This is a genomic window from Hydrogenophaga intermedia (genome assembly GCF_000723405.1).
GTDB lineage: Bacteria > Pseudomonadota > Gammaproteobacteria > Burkholderiales > Burkholderiaceae_C > Hydrogenophaga > Hydrogenophaga intermedia.
The window spans coordinates 1-22785 of sequence record NZ_CCAE010000041.1 but is presented as its reverse complement, the minus strand read 5'-3'; the positions used below and the strand labels follow the sequence as shown (position 1 = coordinate 22785).

At 67.6% G+C, this 22785-nt stretch carries 25 protein-coding genes and 1 pseudogene; 18 read left to right on the top strand and 8 right to left on the bottom strand.

The annotated features are described in order from the left end of the window. The 3 genes from BN948_RS18990 to BN948_RS18980 all read right to left on the bottom strand — a co-directional run bounded on the left by BN948_RS18990 (nucleotide 1) and on the right by BN948_RS18980 (nucleotide 2349). Complete coding sequence (locus BN948_RS18990; RefSeq protein WP_009519281.1) at nucleotides 1–843, bottom strand: DMT family transporter; 843 nt, start codon at nucleotides 841–843, stop codon at nucleotides 1–3. A gap of 71 nt (nucleotides 844–914) precedes the next feature. After that, nucleotides 915–1604: an AraC family transcriptional regulator gene (locus BN948_RS18985; protein ID WP_009519280.1), complete on the bottom strand. Its 690-nt coding sequence runs from the start codon at nucleotides 1602–1604 to the stop codon at nucleotides 915–917. Between the two features lie 10 nt (nucleotides 1605–1614). Beyond that, nucleotides 1615–2349, bottom strand: coding sequence for a GntR family transcriptional regulator (locus BN948_RS18980; RefSeq protein WP_009519279.1), 735 nt, complete (start codon nucleotides 2347–2349; stop codon nucleotides 1615–1617). A 273-nt stretch (nucleotides 2350–2622) separates the two neighbouring features. On the opposite strand from BN948_RS18980, the gene BN948_RS18975 reads away from it, so the two are divergent. The 8 genes and pseudogenes from BN948_RS18975 (at nucleotide 2623) to BN948_RS18940 (ending at nucleotide 11040) form a co-directional block, all read left to right on the top strand. Then, on the top strand, nucleotides 2623–3882 hold the full coding sequence (locus BN948_RS18975; protein ID WP_009519278.1) for an NAD(P)/FAD-dependent oxidoreductase: 1260 nt from the start codon (nucleotides 2623–2625) through the stop codon (nucleotides 3880–3882). Between the two features lie 50 nt (nucleotides 3883–3932). Then, a pseudogene (locus tag BN948_RS18970) lies at nucleotides 3933–5126 on the top strand (ABC transporter substrate-binding protein). Between the two features lie 7 nt (nucleotides 5127–5133). Next, on the top strand, nucleotides 5134–5994 hold the full coding sequence (locus BN948_RS18965; RefSeq protein ID WP_009519274.1) for a branched-chain amino acid ABC transporter permease: 861 nt from the start codon (nucleotides 5134–5136) through the stop codon (nucleotides 5992–5994). After that, on the top strand, nucleotides 5991–6959 hold the full coding sequence (locus BN948_RS18960; protein ID WP_009519271.1) for a branched-chain amino acid ABC transporter permease: 969 nt from the start codon (nucleotides 5991–5993) through the stop codon (nucleotides 6957–6959). The genes BN948_RS18965 and BN948_RS18960 overlap by 4 nt, the downstream gene beginning before the upstream one ends. Next, nucleotides 6956–7747, top strand: coding sequence for an ABC transporter ATP-binding protein (locus BN948_RS18955; protein ID WP_009519267.1), 792 nt, complete (start codon nucleotides 6956–6958; stop codon nucleotides 7745–7747). The genes BN948_RS18960 and BN948_RS18955 overlap by 4 nt, the downstream gene beginning before the upstream one ends. Beyond that, complete coding sequence (locus tag BN948_RS18950) at nucleotides 7740–8456, top strand: ABC transporter ATP-binding protein (protein ID WP_009519265.1); 717 nt, start codon at nucleotides 7740–7742, stop codon at nucleotides 8454–8456. The genes BN948_RS18955 and BN948_RS18950 overlap by 8 nt, the downstream gene beginning before the upstream one ends. Before the next feature lie 62 nt (nucleotides 8457–8518). Beyond that, nucleotides 8519–9685: an ABC transporter substrate-binding protein gene (locus tag BN948_RS18945; protein WP_009519263.1), complete on the top strand. Its 1167-nt coding sequence runs from the start codon at nucleotides 8519–8521 to the stop codon at nucleotides 9683–9685. After that, the gene (locus BN948_RS18940; protein ID WP_009519262.1) at nucleotides 9685–11040 is read left to right on the top strand and encodes an amidase; all 1356 of its coding nucleotides are present in this window, start codon (nucleotides 9685–9687) and stop codon (nucleotides 11038–11040) included. Before BN948_RS18945 ends, BN948_RS18940 begins: the two co-directional genes overlap by 1 nt. Before the next feature lie 28 nt (nucleotides 11041–11068). On the opposite strand, the gene lipA is transcribed toward BN948_RS18940, so the two are convergent. From lipA to BN948_RS18920, 4 genes are read right to left on the bottom strand one after another with little or no spacing between them, the layout of a single operon-like run. Beyond that, nucleotides 11069–12049 (bottom strand): lipoyl synthase, encoded by a 981-nt coding sequence (gene lipA, locus BN948_RS18935; RefSeq protein ID WP_009519261.1) that lies wholly within the window; start codon nucleotides 12047–12049, stop codon nucleotides 11069–11071. Beyond that, nucleotides 12046–12762 carry a lipoyl(octanoyl) transferase LipB gene (gene lipB, locus BN948_RS18930; RefSeq protein ID WP_009519260.1) on the bottom strand — a complete coding sequence of 239 codons (717 nt, stop codon included), beginning with the start codon at nucleotides 12760–12762 and terminating at the stop codon, nucleotides 12046–12048. Before lipB ends, lipA begins: the two co-directional genes overlap by 4 nt. A gap of 4 nt (nucleotides 12763–12766) precedes the next feature. After that, nucleotides 12767–13051, bottom strand: coding sequence for an HP0495 family protein (locus BN948_RS18925; RefSeq protein ID WP_009519259.1), 285 nt, complete (start codon nucleotides 13049–13051; stop codon nucleotides 12767–12769). An 8-nt stretch (nucleotides 13052–13059) separates the two neighbouring features. After that, nucleotides 13060–13935, bottom strand: a complete 876-nt coding sequence (locus BN948_RS18920) for a D-amino acid aminotransferase (protein WP_009519258.1) — start codon at nucleotides 13933–13935, stop codon at nucleotides 13060–13062. Nucleotides 13936–14103: 168 nt separating this feature from the next. Here BN948_RS18920 and BN948_RS18915 point away from each other — a divergent pair, with 168 nt between their 5' ends. From BN948_RS18915 to BN948_RS18870, 10 genes are all read left to right on the top strand, one after another. Next, complete coding sequence (locus BN948_RS18915; RefSeq protein WP_162182750.1) at nucleotides 14104–14583, top strand: ATP synthase subunit I; 480 nt, start codon at nucleotides 14104–14106, stop codon at nucleotides 14581–14583. A gap of 25 nt (nucleotides 14584–14608) precedes the next feature. Beyond that, complete coding sequence (gene atpB / locus BN948_RS18910) at nucleotides 14609–15475, top strand: F0F1 ATP synthase subunit A (RefSeq protein WP_009519255.1); 867 nt, start codon at nucleotides 14609–14611, stop codon at nucleotides 15473–15475. 77 nt (nucleotides 15476–15552) lie between these two features. Continuing rightward, a complete protein-coding gene (atpE, locus tag BN948_RS18905; RefSeq protein ID WP_009519254.1) occupies nucleotides 15553–15798 on the top strand; it encodes a F0F1 ATP synthase subunit C in 246 nt (81 codons plus the stop codon). Between the two features lie 125 nt (nucleotides 15799–15923). Continuing rightward, nucleotides 15924–16394, top strand: a complete 471-nt coding sequence (locus tag BN948_RS18900; protein WP_009519253.1) for a F0F1 ATP synthase subunit B — start codon at nucleotides 15924–15926, stop codon at nucleotides 16392–16394. A 23-nt stretch (nucleotides 16395–16417) separates the two neighbouring features. Further along, nucleotides 16418–16948 carry a F0F1 ATP synthase subunit delta gene (locus BN948_RS18895; RefSeq protein WP_009519252.1) on the top strand — a complete coding sequence of 177 codons (531 nt, stop codon included), beginning with the start codon at nucleotides 16418–16420 and terminating at the stop codon, nucleotides 16946–16948. A gap of 62 nt (nucleotides 16949–17010) precedes the next feature. Further along, nucleotides 17011–18567, top strand: coding sequence for a F0F1 ATP synthase subunit alpha (gene atpA, locus BN948_RS18890; protein ID WP_009519251.1), 1557 nt, complete (start codon nucleotides 17011–17013; stop codon nucleotides 18565–18567). Nucleotides 18568–18594: 27 nt separating this feature from the next. Continuing rightward, a complete protein-coding gene (gene atpG, locus BN948_RS18885) occupies nucleotides 18595–19461 on the top strand; it encodes a F0F1 ATP synthase subunit gamma (RefSeq protein WP_009519250.1) in 867 nt (288 codons plus the stop codon). A gap of 44 nt (nucleotides 19462–19505) precedes the next feature. Beyond that, a complete protein-coding gene (gene atpD, locus BN948_RS18880; protein WP_009519249.1) occupies nucleotides 19506–20918 on the top strand; it encodes a F0F1 ATP synthase subunit beta in 1413 nt (470 codons plus the stop codon). A gap of 28 nt (nucleotides 20919–20946) precedes the next feature. Beyond that, the gene (locus BN948_RS18875; protein WP_009519248.1) at nucleotides 20947–21363 is read left to right on the top strand and encodes a F0F1 ATP synthase subunit epsilon; all 417 of its coding nucleotides are present in this window, start codon (nucleotides 20947–20949) and stop codon (nucleotides 21361–21363) included. Nucleotides 21364–21478: 115 nt separating this feature from the next. Continuing rightward, nucleotides 21479–22048, top strand: coding sequence for a cyclic nucleotide-binding domain-containing protein (locus BN948_RS18870; protein ID WP_009519247.1), 570 nt, complete (start codon nucleotides 21479–21481; stop codon nucleotides 22046–22048). 25 nt (nucleotides 22049–22073) lie between these two features. Here the strand turns inward: BN948_RS18870 and BN948_RS18865 are convergent, their stop codons facing one another. After that, on the bottom strand, nucleotides 22074–22601 hold the full coding sequence (locus BN948_RS18865) for a TPM domain-containing protein (RefSeq protein WP_009519246.1): 528 nt from the start codon (nucleotides 22599–22601) through the stop codon (nucleotides 22074–22076). Nucleotides 22602–22785: the final 184 nt, after the last annotated feature.

Sequence of the window (22785 nt, the reverse complement as noted above, 5' to 3'; positions counted from 1 at the left end):
TCAGCGCGTGCGGGCTGCCAGCACTGCGGCGCCCACGATCATTGCGGTCGCCACCAGTACCGAGGCGCTGGGCCGCTCGCCTCGCACCGCCAGCAGCGTGAAGGTCGACAGCAGCGGCGTCAGGAAGCTCAGCACGCCGATCTGGCGTGGGTCGCCGCGCTTGAGCGCCGCGTCCCACAGGAAGAAGGCGCCCCCCAGCGGACCGAGGCCGAGCAGCGCGATCAGCAACCCGTCCTGCAGGGACAAGGCCACCGGAGGCTCCAACAAAGCATGGCACAGCAGCGCCAGCGCGCCCGAAGCGGCCGCGAACCCGCCGATGGCCGCGGTGGGAAAGGCTCTCACGCGTTTGGTGAGCAAGGAGTAAGTGGCCCAAATGAAGGCAGAGCCCAGCGCCGGCAGGTAGCCCCAGGCCCAGGTGACGCCGGTGCCGCCGTCGGTGCGCCCCAGAATGGCGAGCGCCGCGCCCGCGAAGCCGATCAGTGCCGCGATCAGGTGGCGCGCGGTGAGCCTCACGCCGGGCAGCAGCAGCGGCGCCATCACCACGATGCCCAGCGGCCACAGGTAGTTGACCAGATTGGCCTGCACCGGTGGTGCATGGCGCAGCGCAATGAACAGCAGAAAGTGAAAACCGAACAGGCCGTAGATGCCCATCGCCAGCGTGCTCGCCGGCACACGCCAGCGGCGCAGGTCGAAGCGCGAAAGCGGCAGCGCGATCAGGCTGCCCACCAGCAGGCCCAGGCCGGTGAGCAGAAAGGGGGGGATGTGCGACAGGGCCACACCCAGTGCGGCCAGCGAAGCCCACAGCGCGATCGCGCCCATGGCCAGCAGGTTGGCGGTACTCATCGGGCGATCATCGCGCGCGCCACCATCGCGGGGCGCGGGTCCGTCGTTGCGGGACGCGGGTCACGCGTGGGTCAGGTCCGCCGGCGCAGCGCGGCCGTCAGCGCCGAGGGCGAGCGGTAGCCGCTGCGCCGCGCGGCCTCTGCCACCGGCAGGCCTTGGGCGCGCAGCCGGCGCGCCTGATCAAGCTGCAGCCCGCGCAGCCACTGCTGCGTGCTAAGACCGAATTCCTCGCGGCAGCGCGCCGCAAATTGTGCCGGGCTCAAGTGCACGCGCGCCGCCAGATCCGCCACCTCCACCCGATCCAGCGTCCAGCGCCCGCTGGCCCAGTCGGCGAGGGCGGCCCAGTCGATCTCACGGCGCGCGCGTCGGGACGTGATGGGCGTGGGCAGCCAAGCTTCCAGCAGCAGCGCCGGCCCCATGGCCTGCGCTCGGGGCAGGCCGCGCGAGCAGGCCTCGGCGAGATAGCTTGCGAGCGCCAGCGTGGCCGGCGTCGGCGCGGTGCCGGCCATGGCCCAGCCGCTGTCGTGGCTGTCCAGCACGAGGCAGCGGGCGCCCTGACGGGCCTCGAAATCGTGGCGTTCGCCCGGCGGTACCACGTACCCCTCGCCAGCGCCGATGCGCAACCCCCGCCCCGCGACTTCCAGCTCGAGCGCGCCCTCCAGCCCGACCAGGATCTGGAAGTGCGCGTGGTCGTGGCTGCCGTGCGAGGCACCGTAGGTGCGCACGCTCAGGTGGCTGCTCGGGTGCGCGATGCGGGCCACGGTGGGACTCTCAGACCTTGTTCTTGCCAGCCACCAGGCGCATGCCTGGCATCAGCCGCGCGGCCAGCTCGGGCCGCTCCAGCGCGTAGTCCAGGTTCATGCGCGCGATCTCCACGTGCTCCTCACCCAGCGCCTGCGCGCGCGAGCCCTGGCCGCGTTCGATGGCCTGCACCATGGCGTGGTGTGTGCGCTGGGCCAGTCGCATCCACTGCTGGCCTTCCTCCATGGACGACTGCATGGGCAGCATGGAACTGGGCGAAGCGAAGGGCATGGCGTCCAGCATGTCCATGATCCGGCGCAGCACCGAGTTGCCGCAGCCGTCCATGATGAGTTGATGGAAGCGGTCGTTGGCCTCCACATAGGCCGTGTAGTCGTCCAATTCCATGGTCGGCTTGTTCACCGTCTGGTCGCCTTGCTCCAGGCACTCGTGCAGTTCACGCAACAGCTGGCGCGGTGCGCCTTCCTCGGCCAACAGGCGTGCTGCGAAACCCTCGATCAGGCCCCGCACGCGGATCGCGTCGGCGATCTGCTGCGAGGTGAAGCGGCGCATCTGGTAGCCCCCGCTGGGTGATGGTTCGATCAGCCCCTCGTGCTCCAGGCTGTCCAGGGCAAGTCGCACCGGAGTGCGCGAGGCGCCGAGCTTTTCGGCCAGCGGGATCTCGGCCAGGCGCTCGCCCGGCACGAACTCGCCTTTGAGGATCAGGTCGCGCAACTGGATCAGCACGCGGGATTGTTGGGAGTCCATGCGGTTGAACGATGGGATGTGAGCGAGGAATTCTAGGAGAGCGGGCACTGATGCACGCCGCCTGTTCCGACTGGCATGCAATCTGCATGCAGAGAAAGAATGAAGAGGTTGTTTAAGGCCGTTCTGCACCGAATTAGTGCCTCAAATATTCGGGTTTACCCTTTATTTGGAGTCCAGTCTGAGCCTCATGTTTGCCATTCGTCCCATTGTGTTGGTTTGATGAATTCAGTTGCATACAATGCGGCGCCTCATGACACCCCGAGGAGTTCAGCCATGACCCGCACCGAAAAGAATGCCCCCCTGGTCATCATCGGCGCCTCCTACGCCGGCCTGCAGCTCGCCAGCAGCGCGCGCGAGCTGGGCTTCGAGGAGGACATCCTCATCGTCGGCGACGAGCCGCACCCGCCCTACCAGCGCCCCCCCTTGTCCAAGGGTTTGCTCACCGGCAAGGCCACGGTGGACCAGCTCTGGCTGCGTTCACCCGAGTTCTATGCCCAGAAGCGCATCGAGTTGTGCCTGGGCCGCCGGGTCACCGCGCTGGACCCCGGCGCGCGACGCCTCACGCTGGACGACGGCACCGTGCTCGAGCACGGCTGGCTGGCGCTGACCACCGGGGCCCGCGCCCGCGCCCTGCCGCTGCCCGGCGCCGAGCTGGACGGCGTGCTGCCCCTGCGCACGCTGGACGACGCGCTGCGCGTGGCCGAGGCCGCTGCGTCCGCGCGCGCGGTCTGCGTCATCGGTGGTGGCTTCATCGGCCTGGAGGTGGCCGCCGCGCTGCGTACGCGTGGCGCCGAGGTCAGCGTGATCGAGACCCAGCCGCGCCTGCTGGCGCGCAGCATGCCGGCGCTGATGTCGGCCTTTGTCGAGAACGCGCACCGCCAGCGTGGCGTGGAGGTGCTCACCGGGCGTGGCGTGCGTGGCCTCGTCGGCGCCCACGGCCGCGTGGCCGCCGTGGAACTGGCCGACGGTCAGCGCATCGACTGCGACCTCGTGGTGCTGGGCGTCGGCGTGTGGCCCAACGGCGAGCTCGCGCGCGACGCTGGCCTCACGGTGGACAACGGCATCGTCACCGACCCGCTGGGTCGCACCTCGGCCGAGCGCGTGCTGGCCGCGGGTGACGTGGCCGCCGTGGCGTCCATGCCTGGCGCGCCGCGCGTGCGGCACGAATCCATTCAGGCCGCCACCGATGGCGCGCGCGCCGCCGCCAGCTTGTTGGTGGACAAGCCCAGGCCCAACACCGCCGTGCCCTGGTTCTGGAGCGACCAGTTCGAGCTCAAGTTCCAGATGGCCGGCGTGGCCCGCGAGGGCGACGAAGCCGTGGTGCGTGGCGAACCCGACAGCGCGCGCTTCAGCGTCTTTTACCTGCGCGACGGCGCCATCGCCGCCGCCCACAGCGTCAACCGGCCCGGCGAGCACCTGCTGAGCCGCCAGCTCATTGCCGCGGGCGCGCGACTCGCGCCCGAGACCTTGGCCGACCCCGACAGCGACCTCAAGGCCGCTCTGGCGGCCATGGTCACGCCGGCCGCTGCCTGACCCCGCCTTCCTTCTCCCGCCTCTTCTTTCATTCCCGACGGAGTCCCGCCATGACCTTCACCAAACGACAAGCCATCGCCGCACTCGGCCTGGCCGGCCTCGGCGCCTTCGGCGCGCTGGGCGCCGCGCACGCCGCCGAGCCCCTGCGCATCGGCCTCATCGCCACCTACTCCGGCCCCTACGCCGACTACGGTCGCCAGTTCGACGCCGGCATCGCGCTCTTCCTGAAGGAGCGCAAGGGCCAGATCGCCGGCCGCCCGGTGGAGATCATCTAGAAGGACACCGCCGGACCCGCACCCGACGCGGCCAAGCGCTTCGCGCAGGAACTGGTGGTGCGCGACAAGGTGAGCTTCATCACCGGCCTGGACTTCAGCCCCAACGCCTACGCGGTGGCGCCCATCGCCACGCAGGCCAAGCTGCCGGTCATCGTGGCCAACGCCTCGTCCTCGGCCATCACCACCAGTTCGCCCTTCATCGCGCGTGTGTCGTTCACGGTGCAGCAGGTGTCCGACCCGATGGCCCGCTGGCTGGTGAAGAACGGCGTGAACAGCGTCTACACCGTGGTCGCCGACTACGCCCCGGGCGTGGATTCCGAGACTGCGTTCAAGAAAGCTTTCACGGCCGTCGGCGGCAAGATCGCCGGTGAGCTGCGCACGCCGATGAACAACCCCGACTTCTCGGCCTATGTGCAGCGCATCAAGGACGCCAAGCCGCAGGCCGTGTTCTTCTTCTTCCCCTCGGGCGTCATGCCGCCGGCCTTCCTCAAGGTCTGGAAAGAGCGCGGCATGGAAGAAGCCGGCATCAAGCTCTTCGCCACCGGCGAAGCCACCGACGACAGCTACCTCGACGCCACCGGCGACGTGGCGCTGGGCCTGGTCACCAGCCACCACTACTCCTACGCCCACCCCTCGGCCAAGAACCAGAAGTTCGTGAAGGACTTCGAGGCGCAGTTCGGCAAAGCCATGCGCCCCAGCTACTTCGCCGTCTCGGCCTACGACGCGCTGTCCGCCATCGAGGCCGCCCTGGCCAAGACCAAGGGCGACACCCGCGGCGAGAAGGTGATGCAAGCCCTCAAGGGCCTGCAGTTCGAGAGCCCGCGCGGCCCGGTGGAGATCGACGCCGCCACGCGCGACATCGTGCAGACCGTCTACATCCGCAAGACCGAGCGCGTGAACGGCCAGCTCGTCAACGTGGAGTTCGACCAGTTCGAGCGCGTGAAGGATCCGGCCAAGGCCGCGCCCTGATTCCCCCATGGCGATCGTGCTTTTCGACGGAGTGGCCTACGGCATGCTCCTGTTCCTCATCGCGGTGGGCTTGTCCATCACGATGGGCCTGATGAATTTCGTGAACCTGGCCCACGGCAGCTTCGCCATGGTGGGCGGCTACGCAGCGGCCGTGCTGATGAACCGCTACGGCCTGGGCTTCTACCCCGCGCTCGGCGCGGCTTTCGTGGCCGCGGCCCTGGTGGGCGCGCTGTTCGAATTCGTGCTCTACCGCCGGCTCTACAAGGCGCATCCGCTGGACCAGGTGCTGCTGTCCATCGGCATCGTGTTCGTGTCGGTGGCGGCCTTCACCTTCTTCTTCGGGCCCACCATGCAGCCCTTCACGCTACCCGAATCGCTCGATGGCCGGCTCTCGTTGCTCGGCCTGGAGGTCAGCCGCTACCGCCTGTTCCTCATCGTCTGCGGCGTGGTGGTGCTGGCGGCGCTGCTGCTGGGCCTGGGCCGAACGCGCTACGGCGCCATGGTGCGCGCCGCGGTGGACAACCAGCGCGTGGCGGCCGGCACCGGCATCCAGGTGCAGCGCCTGTTCTTCCTCACGTTCTCGCTGGGCTGCGGCCTGGCGGGTCTGGGCGGCGCGCTCAGCCTGGGCATGCTGGGGCTGGAGCCCAGCTTCCCGCTGAAGTACCTCGTGTACTTCCTCATCGTGGTCTGCGTCGGCGGGGCCGGCACCATCACCGGCCCCTTCGTGGCCGCGCTGCTGGTGGGCATCGTGGACGTCGCCGGCAAGTACTACCTGCCCGAGGCGGGCGCCTTCCTCATCTACGTGGTCATGATCGTCATGCTGCTCGTGCGACCGAACGGGATCATCCCGCGAAAGGGCCTGGCATGAAGCCCATCACCTTGAAGCCCGCGTACGCGCGCACCGCCGAGGTGTTGTTCTGGCTCGGCCTGGCCTCGTGTTACTTCCTCACGCCAGACCACCTCAGCCTGATGAGCCAGATCCTCATCTTCGGCCTGTTCGCTGTGTCGCTCGACATGGCGCTGGGCTACGCCGGCATCCTCACGGTCGGCCACGCGGCCTTCTTCGGCGCGGGCGCCTACGCGGCCGGGTTGCTGGCCAAACACGGCTGGGGCGAGCCCTTCTCGGGTCTGCTGATCGCGATGGCGGTCTGCCTCGCGCTGGGCTATCTGCTCAGTGCCCTGGTGGTGCGCGGCACCGACCTGGCGCGGCTGATGATCACCATCGGCGTGTGCATGCTGCTGGCCGAGCTGGCCAACCGGCTCTCGGGCATCACCGGTGGCACCGACGGACTGCAGGGCATGGTGGTCGAGCCACTGTTCGGCCGTTTCGAGTTCGACCTGTTCGGCCAGACCGCCTTCCTCTACGCCTTCGCCATGGTGTTGCTGGTGTTCCTGGGTGTGCGGCTGATTCTGAAATCGCCGTTCGGCCTCACGCTGCGCGGTATTCACGACAGCCGCAAGCGCATGCTCGCCATCGGCTCGCCGGTGGACGCGCGGCTGCGCCTGGCCTATGCGCTGTCGGCTGGCGTGGCCGGCGTCGCGGGCGCGCTGCTGGCGCAGACCACGCAGTTCGTCGGCATCGAATCGATCGGCTTCAACCGCTCGGCCGAGATCCTGATCATCCTGGTGCTGGGCGGCACGGGGCGCCTGTACGGCGGCCTCGTCGGCGCCATCGTCTACATGCTGGTGCACGACTGGTTCGCCGACATGAACCCGCAGTACTGGCAGTTCTGGCTGGGCATCTTCCTCATCGCCGCGGTGCTGCTGGGCCGCGGCGGCATCATGGGCGCGCTCTCGCGCCTGTTCAAGACGCGAGAGGAGGCGGCACGATGAGCGCGGCGGCACTGCAGACCCACGGACTGGGCATCTCCTTCGGCGCCTTCCACGCCGTCAGCGGCGTGAACCTCTCGCTGGAGCCCGGCGCGCGTCAGGCCCTCATCGGCCCCAACGGCGCCGGCAAGACCACGCTGATCAACTTGCTAACGGGCATCTACAAGCCCTCGGCCGGCCGCGTGCTCATGAACGGCGAGGACGTGACCGCGCTGTCGGCCGACCGGCGCGCGCGACGCGGCCTGGCCCGCACCTTCCAGATCAACACCCTGTTCCCCAGCCTCACACCGCTGAGCTCGGTGGTGCTGGCGATCAGCGAGCGCGACGGCCTGGGCGCCGTGTGGTGGCGCCCGCTCAAGCGGCACACCGCCGTCTACGACGAGGCGCGTGAACTGTTGGGGCGCCTGAAGCTGGACGCGCTGGCCGACGTGCCCGTGGCCGAACTCGCCTACGGCAAGCAGCGCCTGCTGGAGATCGCGCTGGCCATGGCCGCGAAGCCGCGCATTCTGCTGCTCGACGAGCCCGCCGCCGGCGTGCCCGAGGACGAGAGCGGCGAGCTCTTCGAGGTCATCGACGCGCTGCCTGCGGACATCAGCGTCCTCTTCATCGAACACGACATGAAACTCGTCTTTCGCTTCGCACGCCGTATCTCGGTGCTGGTCACGGGGCAGGTGCTCACCGAGGGCACACCGGCCGAGATCGGCCGCGACCCGCGCGTGCGCGAGGTCTACCTGGGACAGGCGCACACGCACGCCGTGCAGGCGATTCCCGCGGAGGCGGCCCATGGCTGAGCTGCTGGCGTTCGACCGCGTGGTAGCGGGCTACGGCAACGCCGTGGTGCTGCACGAACTGGGCTTCGCGCTCGAGGAGGGGCAGAGCCTGGCCGTGCTGGGCCGCAACGGCGTGGGCAAGACCTCGCTGCTGGAAACCCTGATGGGCAACACCCGCGTGATGCGCGGTGCCGTGCGCTGGGCGGGGCAGGACATCACGCGCTGGCCCGCTCACCGCCGCGCGGCCGCGGGCCTCGGTTGGGTGCCGCAGGAGCGCGAGGTCTTCCCCTCGCTCACCGTGGAGGAGAACCTCACCGTCATCGCGCGCAAGGGGCCCTGGACCCTGCAGCGTGTGTACGAGCTGTTCCCGCGCCTGCGCGAGCGGCGCGGCAACTACGGCAACCAGCTTTCGGGGGGCGAGCAGCAGATGCTGGCGATTGGCCGCGCGCTCATGACCAACCCGCGCCTGCTGCTGCTCGACGAGCCGATGGAGGGTCTCGCCCCCATCGTCGTCGAAGAACTCGCCGTTTCGATCCGCCGGCTCTGCGAGCAGGAGGGCCTGGCCTCCATCGTCGTCGAACAGCACCCCGTGCTGGCGCTGGAGATGACGCACCAGGCCATCGTGCTGGAGCGCGGCACCGTGGTGCACGCAGGGCCGAGCGCCGATCTGGCCAACGACACCGCGCTGCTCGAAGGCCTGCTGGGCGTGGGCATCGACGAGACCGCCTGATCGCTTGATTCCGTCGCGGGCGCCGCGCGCGACCGCTGTTCAACTCCCTGAGGAAACCCGTCATGTACTTTCCCTTCAAGCACGTCATTGGCGGCGCATTGGCCGCGCTGAGCCTGGCCGTCGCGCCCACCGCCTCCGCGCAGGGCGTCGTGCGCGTCGGCGTCATCGCCGAGATGTCCGGTCCGTTCGCCGAGTTCGGCAAGCAGATGCAGGCTGGCATCCGGGCCTACCAGAAGATGCACGGCGACACCGTCGCCGGCCAGCGCGTGGAGGTGGTGATCAAGGACGTGGGCGGGCCCAACCCCGACGCGGCCAAGCGCATCGCCACCGAACTCGTGGTGCGCGAGAAGGTGAACGTCCTCGCGGGCTTCGGCTTCACGCCGAACGCGTTGGCCGTGGCGCCCATCGCGACCCAGGCCAAGGTGCCCATGATCGTGATGAACGCGGCCGCCGGCGGACTCACCGCCAAGTCGCCTTACATGGTGCGCACCTCCTTTCACTATCCCGAGACCGTGCCGCCGATTGCGCAGTGGGCCATCAAGCAGGGCGCGAAGAAGGCCTACGTGATCGTGGCCGACTACTCGCCGGGTCACGACGCCGAGGCTGCCTTCATCGCTGCCTTCAAGAAGGCCGGCGGCGAGATCGTGGGCAATGTGCGCACGCCGTTGATGACGCTGGACTTCGCGCCCTACATCCAGCGCGTGAAGGACGCCAGGCCCGACGTGCTGTTCTCCTTCGTCAACGGCGGCGACGTCGCACCGGCCTTCATCAAGGAGTACCGCGACAAGGGCCTGGACGAGGCGGGCATCAAGCTCATCGGCACGGGCGACATCGTGGACGAGGCGCTGGTGGAGGCCATCGGCGAGCGTGGCGTGGGCATCACCACCGTGTATCCCTATTCCATGCACCACAAGTCGGCGCTGAACGAGCGCTTCGTGCGCGAGTTCAAGGCGCAGCGCGAACAGAAGTCGCGCCCCACCATCATGGGCGTGGCCGCCTACGATGGCATGGCCGCGCTGTACGCGGCCCTGGCCAAGACCGGCGGCAAGGCCGACGGGCCGACGCTGATCGCCGCGCTCGCCGGCCTGAAGATCGAGAGCCCGCGTGGCGGTCTCACCATCGACAAGGACACGCGCGACGTGGTGCACGACCAGTACATCCGCCGCTTCGAAAAGCAGGGCGACACGTTCTACAACGTCGAGTTCGAAACCTTCAAGGCGCAGCCCTGATGGCCAGCGACGCCCTGTCCCTGGACATCGCCGGGCTCACGTCGGCCTACCGCGATGGCCGCCTGCATCCATCGGGGGTGCTGGAACAACTCTTCGCCGCCATCGAGGCCGACACGCGCGGGATCAACGCTTTCTGTCTGCTCGACCGCGCGGCGGCCGAGCGTGAGGCCGAGGCCTCGGGTCGGCGCTGGCGCGAGGGCCGGCCACTGTCGGTGCTGGACGGCGTGCCGGTGTCCATCAAGGACCTGGTGAACGTGGCCGGCTGGCCCACGCGGCGCGGCTCCCTCAGCGGCAGCGACGAGCCCGTGCCGCAGGACGCGCCTGGCGTGACGCCACTGCGCGCGGGTGGCGCGGTGCTGTTCGGCAAGACCACCACCACCGAGTTCGGTTGGACCGTGGGCTCGTCGAACCCGCAGGCTGGCACCACGCTCAACCCCGCGGCGCCGGGGCGTGAGGTCGGTGGTTCCAGCAGCGGCGCGGCCGCGCAGGTGGCCGCCGGCTGGGGGCCGCTGGCCCTGGGCAGCGACGCAGGGGGCTCGGTTCGCCTGCCCGCCTCGTGGACTGGCACGGTGGGCTTCAAGCCCAGCTTTGGTGCCATCCCGCTCGCACCGGCCAGTGCCTTCGCCGAGTTCGCGCACCTGGGCACCTTCACGCGTTCGGTGGCCGATGCGGTACTGGCCATGCAGGTGCTGTCGCGGGCCGACGCACGCGACCCGTCGTCGCTGTTCGTGCGCGGCGAGGCGCCGCCCGATCGGCCGCTGCGCATCGCGTGGGCGCTGTCGGTCGGTTCGTCACAGGCCGTGCAGCCCGCGGTGGCCGAGGCTGTGCGGGCGCTGGTGCGGCGCCTCGCCGACGCGGGGCATAGCGTGGTCGAGTGGCCCGAGGCCGCGAACGACCGGGCGCTGGACATGTGGAGCGTGTGGGTCTCTCGCATCCACGAGTCCTTTGTCGACTGGAGCGATGCGCAGCGCGCGCAACTGTCGCCGGGCCTGCAAGCGGCGTTCGAGCAGGGCGCCGCGCAATCACCGGCCGAGTTGGCGCGCGCCCGCGCGCGGCTGCGTGCCATGGCGGGTGCACTGGCGCAGCGATTCACCGACATCGACCTGCTGATCACGCCCAGCACGCCGGGCGCAGCACCGCCACTGGGCGACATGGGCGGTGGGGCCTGGTTCGAGTCCGTGGGCGGATTCACGTACCCGTTCAACCTCACGCAGCAGCCGGCGCTGAACCTGCCGCTGGGCGCGGATGCCGAGGGTGCGCCTTTCGGCGTGCAACTGGTGGGGCCGCGTTTCCACGACGCGGCGGTGCTGCGTGCCGGCGCCCGCATCGAGGCGCTGCTGGTCGAAGTCCGTTGAGCGGGCGGCAGCGGAACGGGCCGGGCCCTTAGCCCTGGCCGGCCTGTGTCGGCTCAGCCATCGCCACCAGCACGCCATGGGCCTGCTGGTCGGCGTGGTAGCTGCTGCGCACCATGGCGCCCACGGCGGCGTGCGTGAAACCCATCTCGTAGGCCTTGGCCTCGAACATCTTGAAGGTGTCCGGGTGCACGTAGCGGCGCACCGGCAGGTGGTGGGCGCTGGGCGAGAGGTACTGGCCGATGGTGAGCATGTCGATATGGTGGTCGCGCATGTCCTGCATCACCTGCAGGATCTCTTCATCGGTCTCGCCCAGGCCGACCATGATCCCGCTCTTGGTGGGCACGTGGGGGAACAGGGCCTTGAACTTCTTGAGCAGGTTCAGGCTGAACGCGTAGTCGGAGCCCGGGCGCGCTTCCTTGTACAGGCGCGGCGCCGTTTCCAGGTTGTGGTTCATCACGTCCGGCGGCGCGGCCTTCAGGATCTCCAGCGCACGGTCGTCGCGACCGCGGAAGTCGGGCACCAGCACCTCGATGGTGGTTTCGGGCGAGCGCTCGCGGATCTGGCGAATGCACTCCACGAAGTGGCCCGCGCCGCCATCGCGCAAGTCGTCGCGGTCCACGCTGGTGATCACCACGTACTTGAGCTTGAGCTGGGCGATGGTCTTGGCCAGGTTCACCGGCTCGTCCGCGTCCAGCGGATCGGGGCGGCCGTGGCCCACGTCGCAGAACGGGCAGCGGCGCGTGCACTTGTCGCCCATGATCATGAAGGTGGCCGTGCCCTTGCCGAAGCACTCACCGATGTTGGGACAACTCGCTTCCTCGCACACCGTCACCAGCTTGTTGCTGCGCAGGATGTCCTTGATCTCGTAGAAGCGGGTGCTGGGGCTGCCCGCCTTCACGCGGATCCACTCCGGCTTCCTGAGCGTCTCGGCCGGCACGATCTTGATGGGGATGCGCGCGGTCTTGGCCTGGCTCTTCTGCTTGACGGTGGGGTCGTAGGTGGTGCTCATGGCGGTGGGGCGGTGACGGGCTCAGGGGCGAGCAGTGCGCTGAGCTTCTGGCTCAGGACCGGGGCCGCGTCGTCCCAGGTGACGGGGACGCCGATTGTAGAAAGGTCCACCGTGTCGAGCCCGGCGTAGCCGCACGGGTTGATACGGCGAAAGGGTTGCAGGTCCATGGCCACGTTCAGTGCCACGCCGTGGTAAGTGCAGTGGCGGCTCACCTTGATGCCCAGCGCGGCGATCTTGCCCAGACCGGTGAAGTCCGGCGCGGGCGGCGGGCTGCCGGGTTCGCGCCGCGTGGGGGCCTGTGGCAGGCGCGTGTGGCCGCGCGGGTCGTCCAGGCGCACGTAGATGCCGGGCGCCCCGGCCACGCGGTGGCCCGTCACGCCGAAATGGTCCAGCGTGCGGATCACGGCTTCCTCGATGCGGTAGACGTATTCCTTGACGAAGTAGCCCGCGCGCTGCAGGTCGATCAGCGGGTAGGCCACCACCTGGCCAGGCCCGTGGTACGTGACCTGGCCGCCGCGGTTGGTGGGCACCACCTCGATGTCGCCGGGCGCTAGCAGGTGGTCCTCATGGCCCGCCAGGCCTTGCGTGAACACAGGCGGGTGCTCGCAGATCCAGAGCTCGTCGGGCGTGTCGGCCGTGCGCGCCGCCGTGAAGGCCTGCATGGCCTCGTAGGTGGGGCGGTACGGGACTCTGCCCAACGCGCGAACGTCCATGGCGTCAGAGCACGACCTTGACCATCGGGTGCGTGGTCAGGGTGCGGTACACCTCGTCGAGCTGGTCGCGGCTGGTGACAAACACGGCGACGGTCAGGCCCATGTAGTTGCCGGCCTTGCTCGGGCGGCGCTCCAGCGTGGCGACGTCGAAGGAGGGGTCGAAGTTGCGCACGATCTCGACGATGGCCTCGGCGAAGCCTTCGACGTTCTCGCCCATTACCTTGATCGGGAAATGGGTGGGGTAGGTGATGAGCGACTGCTCGGGCGGGATGTCGGATGGCAGTGACATGGCGGGCCTCAGGTGGATTGTTCGGCCACCGCGCGCTGGTAGGCGGCCAGCAGGCGCGCGCCCACCGGGCCGGGCTGGCCATTGCCGACGGGGCGGCCGTCGAGTGTGGTGATGGGCAGCACCTCCTTGGTGGCCGAAGACAGCAGCAACTCGTCGGCGGCGAGCACCTCGTCGCGCGAGATGCGGCGCAACTCGAAGGGGATGCCGTTGTCGCGGCAGATCGATTCGATCAGGCCGTAGCGGATGCCTTCCAGCACCAGGTGATCCTTGGGTGGCCCCATCACGGTGCCATTCTTCACCACCCAGACGTTACTGGCGGCGGCCTCGCTCAGGAAGCCGTCGCGAAACATCACGGTCTCCAGCGCGCCGGCGTCGGCGCTGATCTGGCGTGCGAATACCGCACCCAGCAGGCTGGTGCTCTTGATGTGCGCCTTCTGCCAGCGGAAGTCGTCGGCCGTCACGCAGGCCACGCCTCGCGTGCGCTGCTCGGTCGTGGGCAGCTTCATCTCGCCGGCCATCACGAACACGGTGGGTGTCAGGTCCGGGATCATCACGTGATCGCGCGGCGCCACGCCGCGCGTCACCTGCAGGTAGATGAGCTGGTTCGTCACGCCCGCTGCCTGGCGGTCCGCGATCAGCCGGCGCGCGATGGCCAACCACTGCTCGCGCGCGTGCGGGTTGGCGATGCGCAGCTCGCGCAGCGAGCGGTCCAGTCGGTCCATGTGTTCGGTGAAGCGAAAGATCCGCCCACCGTAGGCCGGCAACACCTCATAGACGCCGTCACCGAAGATGAAGCCGCGGTCGAGCACACTGATGCGCGCGTCGCGCAGGGGGCTGTACTCGCCATTGAGAAAGCACAGCGAATCGGGCAGGGGAGGGTTCATGACGGGATTATCCGGCCGGGTGTTTTCGCTCGCGCGCGACCGTCCCCGAGCCTTGACTGGCCCATCGGGTTTCTACGTATAATCAATGGCTTTGCGAACCTGACTGGTCCGTCATTTCTCCGTCAACTGCGTTGTCGACCCATGCATCCCGCCAAGCCGACGACGCCCTTGACCGAAGACAACCAAGATGGGGCGCAAGAACCCGAATTCAAGCCGTTGACGCGCGAGGAAGCGCGGCAATGGCGCGCCAACCAGCCGGGGTTTTCGCTCTGGCGTTTGGTGGGGGTGCAGTGGCTGGTGGGGCTGCTCGCCGCTGCGGTTGCCGCCTTGCTCACGCAATCGGCTGCCGTCGCGGTGTCGGTCCTGTACGGCGCGGCAACGGTGGCAATTCCCTCGGCCCTCATGGCCTACGGATTGACCTCCAGCGCCTTGTCCCGACTCGCGTCGGGCTTTGCGCAAGCCGCGCTGGTCGGTTTCCTGTTCTGGGAGGGCGTGAAAGTCCTGCTGTCGGTGGCCCTGTTGGCCGCGGCGGTCTGGGTCCTGCCCGAGCCGAACTGGATCGGGCTGCTGATCGGGCTGGTGTTGGTTCTCAAGGTCTACTGGTTCGGGGCGCTGCTCCAGGCCCGCAGGCCGGTCGCAAACGGTTGACGCTCCGCGTTTTGGTGCACACAAAATGGCTGCTGAAGGCACTCTGACCCCTGGCGAATACATCCGCCACCACCTGGTTCATCTGACGAACCACAAGCAGTCGTCCATCGTCGATTTCTCCGTGATCAACGTGGACTCGGTGGTCGTCAGCAGCGTGCTGGGCCTCATCATGTGCTTCGTGCTGTGGCTGGCCGCTCGCAAGTCCACCGCCGGCGTGCCGGGCCGCTTCCAGGCCGCCGTCGAAATCCTCGTGGAAATGGTGGACAACCAGGCCAAGGCCGTCATCCACAACGCCACCAGCCGCAAGCTCATCGCTCCTCTCGCGCTGGCCGTGTTCGTCTGGATCTTCCTGATGAACTTCATGGACATGATTCCCGTCGATCTGCTGCCCCAGATCTGGCACAGCGCCGGCCCCGCCATGGGCTTCAAGGACTACCTGCGCGTCGTGCCCACGGCCGACCTGTCCACCACACTGGGTCTGTCCGTTTCCGTTCTGCTGCTCTGCCTGTTCTACAACATCAAGATCAAGGGCCTGGGCGGCTGGGCGCACGAATTGGTGTCCGCGCCTTTCGGCACCAGCAAGAACCCCATCTGGGCGCTGCTGCTGGGCGTGGTCAACTTCCTGATGCAAATGATCGAATTCGTGGCGAAGACCGTTTCGCACGGCATGCGGTTGTTTGGCAACATGTTCGCGGGTGAGCTGGTGTTCATGCTGATCGCGCTGCTGGGTGCCTATGCCACCCTCTCGCTCGGCGGTGGACTCTTCTTCGTCGGACACCTGATCGCCGGCACGGTGTGGACCCTGTTCCACATCCTGGTCATCACCTTGCAGGCGTTCATCTTCATGATGCTGGCCCTCATTTACCTGGGGCAGGCGCATGACGCTCACTGACGCGACCGTCCAGGACGCGCTCGGGTAATTTCGTTCCTTTTCTCAATCAACAAACTTCCATCTCAACAGGAGTCAACATGGAAAACGTTCTGGGTCTCGTCGCGCTGGCTTGCGGCCTCATCGTCGGTCTGGGCGCCATCGGCGCTTCCATCGGCATCGCGCTGATGGGCGGCAAGTTCCTCGAGTCCTCGGCCCGTCAGCCCGAGCTGATGAACGACCTGCAGACCAAGATGTTCATTCTGGCCGGCCTGATCGACGCGGCCTTCCTGATCGGCGTGGCCATCGCTCTGCTGTTCGCCTTCGCCAACCCCTTCACCCTGTAATCGGTTGGTCGGCCCCGTGCGGGTGCGGCCATGGCGGTGAGCGGGCATGAGTTCCGCCGCCGCGTCAGGCCGTCCGCCGGGTTGCCGGTGTGTTTTTCCCTTAGTCCACACAGAAAGGCGTTGCGATGAACATCAATGCAACCCTCTTTGCGCAGGCCATCGTCTTCGCGATCCTGATCTGGTTCACGATGAAGTTCATCTGGCCACCGATCGCAAAGGCACTCGATGAGCGCGCGCTGAAGATTTCCGAAGGCCTGGCCGCCGCCGAAAAGGCCAAGACCGAACTCGCCGTCGCGAACAAGCGTGTCGAGGCCGAGCTGAGCCAGTCGCGCAACGAATCGGCCACGCGCCTGGCCGATGCCGAGCGCCGGGCCCAGGCCCTGATCGAAGAAGCCAAGGCCCGCGCCAACGACGAGGCAGCCAAGATCGTCGCCGCGGCCCGCCAGGAAGCCGATCAGCAGGTGGTCAAGGCCCGCGAAGCCCTGCGCGAGCAGGTAGCCGCGCTGGCCGTCAAGGGGGCCGAGCAGATCCTGCGCAAGGAAGTCAACGCCGGCGTTCACGCCGACCTGCTCAACCGCCTCAAGACCGAGCTCTGATCGAGCGCACAGGAACGACGACCATGGCCGAAATCGCCACCATTGCCCGTCCCTATGCGGAAGCGCTGTTCAAGGCGTGCGGCCAGGACGCCGCCAGCACAGCCGCCTGGCTTGATGGGCTGGCCGCGGTGGCTGCCGATGCGCAGCTGCTGCAGTACGCCGACAGCCCCAAGGTCACGCCACAGCAGGTGTTCGACCTGATCGCCGGCGTGCTCAAGAATCCGCTGCCGACCGCCGGCCAGAATTTCCTGCGCACGGTCATCGACAATGGCCGATTGGCGGCTTTGCCCGAGATCGCTGCTCAGTTCCGCGCGCTGAAGAACGCCCAGCAGGGCTCGTCCGACGCCACCGTCTACAGCGCATTTGCCATCGAGCCTTCGGCCCTTGCCGATCTGTCGGCGGTGCTGGAGAAGCGCTTTGCCCGCAAGCTCAATCTGCAGGTGCAACTGCAGCCCGAACTCATCGGGGGCATCCGCGTGGTGGTCGGCGACGAAGTGCTCGACACCTCGGTCAAGGCTCGCCTCGAACAGATGAAAGTGGCCCTCACGGCCTGACAAGGCTTCAAGGCCGTGACCCGCCCGCGCCGCATACCCATTAACGAAAGAAGGAAAGAGTCATGCAACTCAATCCCGCCGAAATCTCCGAATTGATCAAGTCCCGCATCGAGGGCTTGGCCGCATCGAACGACGTTCGCAACCAGGGTACCGTGGTGTCCGTCACCGACGGCATCGTGCGTGTGCACGGCCTGTCCGACGTGATGCAGGGCGAAATGCTGGAATTCCCGGCCAACAAGGACGGCGTGCCCTCCTTCGGCCTGGCGCTCAACCTCGAGCGCGACTCTGTGGGTTCCGTGGTGCTGGGCGAGTACGAGCACATCTCCGAAGGCGACACCGTCAAGTGCACGGGCCGCATTCTGGAAGTGCCCGTGGGTCCCGAACTGATCGGCCGCGTGGTCAACGCGCTTGGTCAACCCATCGACGGCAAAGGCCCGGTCAACGCCAAGCTGACCGACGTGATCGAGAAGGTCGCCCCGGGCGTGATCGCCCGCCAGTCCGTGGACCAGCCGGTGCAGACCGGCCTGAAGTCCATCGACTCGATGGTGCCCGTCGGCCGCGGCCAGCGCGAGCTGATCATTGGCGACCGCCAGACCGGCAAGACCGCGGTGGCGATCGACGCGATCATCAACCAGAAGGGTCAGAACATGACCTGCATCTACGTCGCCATCGGCCAGAAGGCGTCGTCGATCAAGAACGTGGTGCGTGCCCTGGAGCAGGCTGGCGCGATGGACTACACCATCGTTGTCGCCGCCTCGGCCTCTGAGTCGGCCGCCATGCAGTACCTGTCGGCCTACTCGGGCTGCACCATGGGCGAGTACTTCCGCGATCGTGGCCAGGACGCGCTCATCGTGTACGACGACCTGTCCAAGCAGGCCGTGGCCTACCGCCAGGTGTCGCTGCTGCTGCGCCGTCCCCCGGGTCGCGAAGCCTACCCCGGCGATGTGTTCTATCTCCACAGCCGTCTGCTCGAGCGCGCCGCTCGCGTGAACGCCGATTACGTCGAAGCCTTCACCAAAGGTGAAGTCAAGGGCAAGACCGGTTCGCTGACCGCGTTGCCCATCATCGAAACGCAGGCCGGCGACGTGTCCGCCTTCGTGCCGACCAACGTGATCTCGATCACCGACGGCCAGATCTTCCTGGAAACCAGCCTCTTCAACGCCGGCATCCGTCCCGCCATCAACGCGGGTATCTCGGTGTCGCGCGTCGGTGGCGCCGCACAGACCAAGCTGATCAAGAGCCTGTCGGGCGGTATCCGTACCGACCTCGCGCAGTACCGTGAACTCGCGGCCTTCGCGCAGTTCGCTTCCGACCTCGACGAAGCCACCCGCAAGCAGCTCGACCGCGGCGCCCGCGTGACGGAGTTGCTCAAGCAGGCCCAGTACAGCCCGCAGTCCATCAGTCTGATGGCGGCCACGCTGTTCGCGGTGAACAAGGGCTACCTCGACGATGTGGACGTGAAGAAGGTGCTGGCGTTCGAGGCCGGCATGCACGCCCACCTGAAGGACAAGCACGCCGCGCTGCTGACCAAGCTGCAGAACGACAAGGCCATGGACAAGGACGCCGAAGCCCAGCTCGCGGCCGCCATTGCCGAGTTCAAGAAGACCGGTACGTACTGATCGCCCCAGGGCCAACCAGGAGCAGCGATGGCAGCAGGCAAGGAAATCCGCGGCAAGATCAAATCGGTGGAGAACACCAAGAAGATCACCAAGGCCATGGAGATGGTCGCCGCCTCCAAGATGCGCAAGGCGCAGGACCGCATGCGTGCGGCCCGGCCTTACGCCGAGAAGGTGCGTCAGATTGCGGGCAACCTGAGCAAGGCGAACCCCGAGTACACGCACCCCTTCATGGAGGCCAACGACGGCAACACCGCCGGCTTCGTCGTCGTGACCACCGACAAGGGCCTCTGTGGTGGCCTCAACACCAACGTGTTGCGCGCCGCCACCAATGAGTTCAAGGCCCTGCAGGCCAGTGGTACCGGCATCGAAGTCGTGGCCATCGGCAACAAGGGCCTCGGCTTCATGAACCGCGTCGGCGCCAAAGTGGCGTCCAGCGTGGTCGGCCTGGGTGACACGCCCCACCTTGAGAAGCTCATCGGCCCCGTCAAGGTGCTGCTCGATGCCTATACCGAGGGCCGCGTGAAGAGCGTGCACCTGGTCTATACCCGCTTCATCAACACGATGAAGCAGGAGGCCGTGGTGCAGCAATTGCTGCCCCTGACGGCCGAAAACCTGCAGGAAGGTGCGGGCGGCCGCGACTGGGACTACATCTACGAACCCGATGCGGCCACCGTCATCGACGAGCTGCTGCTGCGCTACGTCGAGGCCCAGGTCTACCAGGCTGTGGCCGAGAACATGGCGTCCGAGCAATCGGCACGTATGGTGGCCATGAAGGCCGCGACCGACAACGCGGGCAGCGTGATCGGCGAGCTCAAGCTCGTCTACAACAAGACCCGTCAGGCCGGCATCACCAAAGAGCTGTCCGAGATCGTCGCCGGCGCCGCCGCCGTCTAAGGCTCGCGCCCCTCCGAATTCAGAGAAAACAGAAGGTAAACATCATGTCTCAAGTGCAAGGCAAGATCGTCCAGTGCATCGGCGCCGTCGTGGACGTGGAATTCCCGCGCGACAAAATGCCGCGCGTTTACGACGCGCTCAAGATGGAGGGCTCAGCCCTCACGCTGGAAGTCCAGCAGCAACTCGGTGACGGCGTGGTGCGCACCATCGCCCTGGGCTCCTCCGACGGCCTGCGCCGCGGCATGCAGGTGACCAACACCAACGCCCCGATTACCGTGCCCGTAGGCAAGGCCACGCTGGGCCGTATCATGGATGTGTTGGGCAACCCCATCGATGAGCGTGGCCCGGTCGACCAGACCCTCACCGCCTCCATCCACCGCAAGGCCCCGGCCTACGACGAGCTGTCCCCCTCGCAGGAACTGCTCGAGACCGGGATCAAGGTGATCGATCTGGTCTGCCCCTTCGCCAAAGGCGGCAAGGTGGGCCTGTTCGGTGGTGCCGGCGTGGGCAAGACCGTTAACATGATGGAGCTCATCAACAACATCGCCAAGGCGCACTCGGGCCTCTCCGTGTTCGCCGGCGTGGGTGAGCGCACCCGTGAAGGCAACGACTTCTATCACGAGATGGCCGACTCCGGCGTCGTGAAGCTGGACAACCTGGCCGAGTCGAAAGTGGCCATGGTGTACGGCCAGATGAACGAGCCCCCGGGCAACCGCCTGCGCGTGGCGCTGACCGGCCTGACCATCGCCGAGTCTTTCCGCGACGAGGGCCGCGACGTGCTGTTCTTCGTGGACAACATCTACCGCTACACGCTGGCCGGTACCGAAGTGTCCGCGCTGCTGGGCCGCATGCCCTCCGCTGTGGGCTACCAGCCGACGCTGGCTGAAGAGATGGGCCGTCTGCAGGAGCGCATCACCTCCACCAAGGTCGGCTCGATCACCTCGATCCAGGCCGTGTATGTTCCGGCGGACGACCTGACCGACCCGTCGCCCGCCACGACCTTCGCCCACCTGGATTCCACCGTGGTGTTGTCGCGCGACATCGCCGCGCTGGGCATCTACCCCGCCGTGGACCCTCTGGACTCCACCAGCCGCCAGCTCGATCCGCTGGTGGTGGGCGACGAGCACTACAGCACCGCCCGTGCCGTGCAGGGCACGCTGCAGCGCTACAAGGAACTGCGCGACATCATCGCTATTTTGGGTATGGACGAACTGGCGCCCGAAGACAAGCTGGCCGTGGCACGCGCTCGCAAGATCCAGCGCTTCCTGTCGCAGCCCTTCCACGTGGCCGAGGTGTTCACCGGCTCGCCGGGCAAGTACGTGCCGCTGGCCGAGACCATCCGCGGCTTCAAGATGATCACCGCCGGTGAATGCGATCACCTGCCCGAGCAGGCCTTCTACATGGTCGGCACCATCGACGAGGCCTTCGAGAAGGCCAAGAAGCTGGCGGCGGGCTGATCCGCCCCAGGCTGACTGAGGACACGACATGAGCACCATCCACGTCGACGTGGTCAGCGCCGAGGAGTCCATCTTCTCGGGCGAGGCCAAATTCGTCGCCCTGCCGGGCGAGGCGGGTGAGCTCGGCATCCTGCCCGGCCACATCCCCCTGATCACCCGCATCAAGCCGGGTGCCGTGCGCATCGAGAAGGCCGACGGCGGCGAGGAGTTCGTCTTCGTGGCCGGCGGCATCCTCGAGGTGCAGCCCAACGCCATCACCGTGCTGTCCGACACCGCCATCCGCGGCAAGGACCTCGACGAGGCCAAGGCCTCCTCGGCCCGCCAACAGGCTGAAGAAGCGGTGAAGAACGCCAAGACCGACATCGACTTGGCCAAGGCCACGTCCGAGCTTGCGGTCATGGCCGCGCAGATCGCGGCACTGCGCAAGTACCGCCAGAAGAAGTGAAGGGTAGCCTTCGCTCGCAAAGGACCGGCCGCGCGCCGGTCTTTTTTTGCCCGCCCGGCTGTTCAGCGCGCGAGGGCCTCACTATCATGGCCGCGTAACCAGCGCCCCTAGCTGCATGTCATCGCTATTCGACAGTCCGGAACTCGCCCCCGAAGAAGTCGCCGCCCGGCTGCTGGTCACGCCGACGGCGCTGGCCGATCTCACGATCGTGGACGCGATGAAGGTGGTGGGCTACATGCGGCCCAAGCTCATCAAGGCCGGCACCGTGATCATTCACGAGGGCGAGGTGCGCGGCAACGACTACATGCTGCTGGTGCTCGAAGGCGACATCGCGGTCGAGAGCGACCTGCCCGGGCTGCACGAAAGCATGGTCGTCAACGTGATGGGACCGGGGCACCTGCTGGGTGAAATGGGCGTGCTCGACGGCGCGCCGCGCTCGGCCACCTGCACCGCCAATACCGACATCGCCGCCGCCGTGCTGTCTCGCACCGCGCTGATGCGCCTTCTCAAGGACGATCCGCGGCTGGGCTCGCGCCTGCTGCTGGCCATCTCCAAGCGCTTGGCCGACCGGCTACGAGACACCACCCGCAAGCTCAAGACCTTCGCGCAGATGAACAAGGCCTTGCAGCAGGAGCTGCAGGTGGTGATGAACAACCGCACCGGCCCGACGCAGCGGCGCGGCTGAGCGCCTGGGGCAGGGCCGGCGGCGCTCACACGCGCAGCACCGTGTCGGGCAGTTCGTTCTCGCCAGGCGCGGCTTTGCCAGAGGGGAAATGCTGCACAAGCAGCGCCGACACCTCTTCCAGCGCTTGCGTCAGTCCGTCTTCGAACCCGCTCGCGCGCAATTGCGCGCTCAGCCGGTCGACGATCGCTTGCCAGGTCTCGGGCGGCACTTGCCGAGCGAGCGCGCGATCGGCGACGAATTCGATCGCGTGCTCGGCGAGCAACAGGTAGATGAGCACGCCGTTGTTGTGCTCGGTGTCCCACAGCCGCAGGCGGCCGAACCAGGCGAGGGCGCGGTCACGCACCACCACGGGCAAGGGTTCTTCCACGCCGACGCGCAGCAGGTAGCTGTTGGGCAGGGCGGCTTCCACGACCAGTCGGACCTCGCCGGTGTGGCGGGCTTCGCTGGCGGCGATGCGCCGCGCGATCCGCTCGGCCATGTCGTCGGGCACGGCGCGTGCGCTGTCGTGGCGGTCCATCCAGCGGTGTCTGAGCAATCGCCACCAACGGTTCATGGCGCGCCTCACCAGCCACCGGAGGCGCCCCCGCCCCCGAAGGTGCCGCCCCCGCCGGAACTGAAGCCGCCTCCGCCGGATCCGCCCCGTCCCCGCCCCGGGGGGCCCCCCCCCCCCCAAAGTGCCCCCCCCCGCCGACATGACCGCGATCGCCCGCCAGGTCCGCGCCGGCACCGTGCCGGCT

What these genes read in the sequence shown, in the direction of transcription:
- lipA (WP_009519261.1), bottom strand. Translation starts at nt 12,049, where the DNA reads ATGAGCACCACCTACGACCCCACCGTCAAGCAGAAGAGCCAGGCCAAG.
- lipB (WP_009519260.1), bottom strand. Translation starts at nt 12,762, where the DNA reads ATGGACGTTCGCGCGTTGGGCAGAGTCCCGTACCGCCCCACCTACGAG.
- BN948_RS18940 (WP_009519262.1), top strand. Translation starts at nt 9,685, where the DNA reads ATGGCCAGCGACGCCCTGTCCCTGGACATCGCCGGGCTCACGTCGGCC.
- BN948_RS18965 (WP_009519274.1), top strand. Translation starts at nt 5,134, where the DNA reads ATGGCGATCGTGCTTTTCGACGGAGTGGCCTACGGCATGCTCCTGTTC.
- BN948_RS18870 (WP_009519247.1), top strand. Translation starts at nt 21,479, where the DNA reads ATGTCATCGCTATTCGACAGTCCGGAACTCGCCCCCGAAGAAGTCGCC.
- atpG (WP_009519250.1), top strand. Translation starts at nt 18,595, where the DNA reads ATGGCAGCAGGCAAGGAAATCCGCGGCAAGATCAAATCGGTGGAGAAC.
- BN948_RS18975 (WP_009519278.1), top strand. Translation starts at nt 2,623, where the DNA reads ATGACCCGCACCGAAAAGAATGCCCCCCTGGTCATCATCGGCGCCTCC.
- BN948_RS18925 (WP_009519259.1), bottom strand. Translation starts at nt 13,051, where the DNA reads ATGTCACTGCCATCCGACATCCCGCCCGAGCAGTCGCTCATCACCTAC.
- BN948_RS18865 (WP_009519246.1), bottom strand. Translation starts at nt 22,601, where the DNA reads ATGAACCGTTGGTGGCGATTGCTCAGACACCGCTGGATGGACCGCCAC.
- BN948_RS18990 (WP_009519281.1), bottom strand. Translation starts at nt 843, where the DNA reads ATGAGTACCGCCAACCTGCTGGCCATGGGCGCGATCGCGCTGTGGGCT.
- BN948_RS18895 (WP_009519252.1), top strand. Translation starts at nt 16,418, where the DNA reads ATGGCCGAAATCGCCACCATTGCCCGTCCCTATGCGGAAGCGCTGTTC.
- atpB (WP_009519255.1), top strand. Translation starts at nt 14,609, where the DNA reads ATGGCTGCTGAAGGCACTCTGACCCCTGGCGAATACATCCGCCACCAC.
- BN948_RS18945 (WP_009519263.1), top strand. Translation starts at nt 8,519, where the DNA reads ATGTACTTTCCCTTCAAGCACGTCATTGGCGGCGCATTGGCCGCGCTG.
- atpA (WP_009519251.1), top strand. Translation starts at nt 17,011, where the DNA reads ATGCAACTCAATCCCGCCGAAATCTCCGAATTGATCAAGTCCCGCATC.
- BN948_RS18980 (WP_009519279.1), bottom strand. Translation starts at nt 2,349, where the DNA reads ATGGACTCCCAACAATCCCGCGTGCTGATCCAGTTGCGCGACCTGATC.
- BN948_RS18960 (WP_009519271.1), top strand. Translation starts at nt 5,991, where the DNA reads ATGAAGCCCATCACCTTGAAGCCCGCGTACGCGCGCACCGCCGAGGTG.
- atpE (WP_009519254.1), top strand. Translation starts at nt 15,553, where the DNA reads ATGGAAAACGTTCTGGGTCTCGTCGCGCTGGCTTGCGGCCTCATCGTC.
- BN948_RS18875 (WP_009519248.1), top strand. Translation starts at nt 20,947, where the DNA reads ATGAGCACCATCCACGTCGACGTGGTCAGCGCCGAGGAGTCCATCTTC.
- BN948_RS18900 (WP_009519253.1), top strand. Translation starts at nt 15,924, where the DNA reads ATGAACATCAATGCAACCCTCTTTGCGCAGGCCATCGTCTTCGCGATC.
- BN948_RS18950 (WP_009519265.1), top strand. Translation starts at nt 7,740, where the DNA reads ATGGCTGAGCTGCTGGCGTTCGACCGCGTGGTAGCGGGCTACGGCAAC.
- atpD (WP_009519249.1), top strand. Translation starts at nt 19,506, where the DNA reads ATGTCTCAAGTGCAAGGCAAGATCGTCCAGTGCATCGGCGCCGTCGTG.
- BN948_RS18955 (WP_009519267.1), top strand. Translation starts at nt 6,956, where the DNA reads ATGAGCGCGGCGGCACTGCAGACCCACGGACTGGGCATCTCCTTCGGC.
- BN948_RS18920 (WP_009519258.1), bottom strand. Translation starts at nt 13,935, where the DNA reads ATGAACCCTCCCCTGCCCGATTCGCTGTGCTTTCTCAATGGCGAGTAC.